Source organism: Bradyrhizobium sp. 31Argb (genome assembly GCF_043638955.1).
Lineage (GTDB): Bacteria > Pseudomonadota > Alphaproteobacteria > Rhizobiales > Xanthobacteraceae > Bradyrhizobium.
Window position 1 is genome coordinate 1 of sequence record NZ_JBEGDB010000526.1, and the last position, 2,202, is coordinate 2,202.

2 protein-coding genes and 1 pseudogene are annotated in these 2,202 nt (G+C 60.4%); 1 reads left to right on the forward strand and 2 read right to left on the reverse strand.

Annotated elements, in window-relative coordinates:
- Positions 1-135: 135 nt before the first annotated feature.
- Both AAFX91_RS40975 and AAFX91_RS40980 read right to left on the reverse strand, forming a co-directional pair.
- Entirely contained in the window at positions 136-375 is a 240-nt protein-coding gene (locus tag AAFX91_RS40975) for a hypothetical protein (protein WP_394570270.1), read from the reverse strand.
- Positions 376-465: 90 nt separating this feature from the next.
- Positions 466-864 (reverse strand): hypothetical protein, encoded by a 399-nt coding sequence (locus AAFX91_RS40980; RefSeq protein WP_394570271.1) that lies wholly within the window; start codon positions 862-864, stop codon positions 466-468.
- 452 nt (positions 865-1,316) lie between these two features.
- On the opposite strand from AAFX91_RS40980, the pseudogene AAFX91_RS40985 reads away from it, so the two are divergent.
- Positions 1,317-2,123 (forward strand): annotated as a pseudogene (locus AAFX91_RS40985) (tripartite tricarboxylate transporter substrate-binding protein); the annotation flags it as partial.
- Between the last annotated feature and the right edge of the window lie 79 nt (positions 2,124-2,202).

Genomic DNA, 2,202 nt, shown 5'->3' on the forward strand with positions numbered 1-2,202 from the left:
CGGGGCGCCAGGACCACACGACTTCGCCGTCCGCTGATGTCACGCTCGTCAGTCGCAACACCTGCGTCCACCGCATCTCACCGCAACGTTCGTGACGATCGCGATCCGCCCCTCATCTGGGTGAGACGCGCGGAGTTAAATCACTGATTTGCCCGACGGCGAAAGCGGAATATTTTTCGCAACAGGGATGGACAGACTTTCGACTGATTTGCCCGACGGGCACTTTTTGCATAGCTCGTTGCTGACGTGTTTGGAACGTCGCCGCTGCAGCCGCAGTTGAAGGTCAACGCGATGGGCAGGCCTGAAGCGCGATGAGAAGATGATGCGGTTCAGCTTCTGACGGCCGACCGGAAACATCGCGATCGGCCAGATCATTTCCCGCTCGTGACCCCGAACGGACATCAGGCTAACGCCCAGAGCCGCTCCCCCTGCCGAACTCGCATAGCGCGCAGAGCCGATCGGACCTCACATCGAGCAGCGAACATACGGCATTTCCACCGGCACCGGCTGCTTGGAGCTGAGGGTGATCTTATTTTCTCCGGAGATTTTCACATCGAACTCTACGTCCGAAACCGCGACGCCGTCCGAGCACGACGCAATCATTCGCACATTCGATCCGTCATCGTGCAACGACTTGACAGTGCATTTTTCAAATGTGCCGGTGATCTGCCTTCCCTGCACGATTATGCCGCCTGCGTGGAGATCAGCATCTGGCTTGAAAGCAAGCTTGTTATTCTCTTTGCTAAACACGTCACCACAGGCCGAGGCGTCGATCGTCCAAGCTCCGTTCAAATCCGCAGCCTGGGTCGCGGCCGATAGCGTGACGAGAAGGACTGACAGCACCAATCGATTGAAGGTTCTCATGGAAACTCTCCGATTCAATGGTCAACAGAGCGGGATGACTTTTCTTCGAATCGTCATCCCGCTCTAGCTCTTTGTTTGAGCATGATCTCCGCGCAAACGCTTCGCGTTTGTCGCGAGGGAAAACCGGTCTCCACTTTTCCGGATCATGCTCTAGGTTACCGGAGCCCGTCCGATCGTACCTGGAATTGTCGCCAAATCGGTCTCTTCGACACGGACGGGCGTAGCACCCCGACGTGGCTTTTCGGATCGCTCTTGCGCAGCATCCGAGTGCGACGACTTGGCGGACCTTTCGTTGATCTAAGTCAATAGGTTCTGCGGACCACTTGTCTCCTCCGCCCAGCCCGCCGTACCGCGCGACATCTTTCGCTTTTGTGCGGCAGCGCAAAACGTGTAGAGATGCGCGACCAAAGAAGAACAAGCTCAAAGGGAGGCACGACTTGAAACGACTGGCCATGATTGCCGCTGTGCTCGCGATGGTGAGCTCAGTGGCCTCCGCGCAGACCTATCCGGCCCGGCCCATCACCCTGCTGGTGCCGTTTGCGGCCGGCGGGCCGACCGACACGGTGGCGCGGATGACGGCGCAATCGATGTCGAAACTCTTGGGCCAGACCATCGTCGTCGAGAACGCCACCGGCGCCGGCGGCACCATCGCCACCGCGCGCGCCGCCCGGGCCGAGCCCGATGGCTATACGCTGCTGGTTCACCACATCGGCATCTCGACGGCGGCAACCCTATACCGCAAGCTGCCCTACGACACCAAGACGGCGTTCGCGCCGATCGGCCTCGTCACCAACGCGCCGATGACCATCATCGCCCGGCCCGACCTGCCGCCGAACAATCTCGCCGAGCTGATCAGCTACATCAAGGCCAACGGCGACAAGATGACCTTCGGCAACGCGGGCCTGGGCGCCGCCTCGCATCTCTGCGGCATGCTGTTCATGACCGCGATCGACAAGCAGGTGCTCACCGTGCCCTACAAGGGCAACGCCCCCGTGATGAACGACCTGATCGCAAAACAGATCGACCTCACCTGCGACCAGACCACCAACACCACAGGCCCGATCGCCTCCAAGCTCGTGAAGAGCTACGCCATCACCACCAAATCCCGCCTCGCCTCCATGCCCGACCTGCCCACCGCCGACGAAGCCGGCCTGAAGGGCTTTGAAGTCGGCGCCTGGCACGGCCTCTACGCGCCCAAGGGCACGCCCGACGAGATCGTGCGGAAGCTGTCGAAGACGCTACAAGAAGCCCTCCGCGACCCGGTGAAATGGACCCCGATTGTGGGACCACGTGCTTAGTTGGAAGGGGCTGCTCCGTTTGATAGACGGAGCGCATGAT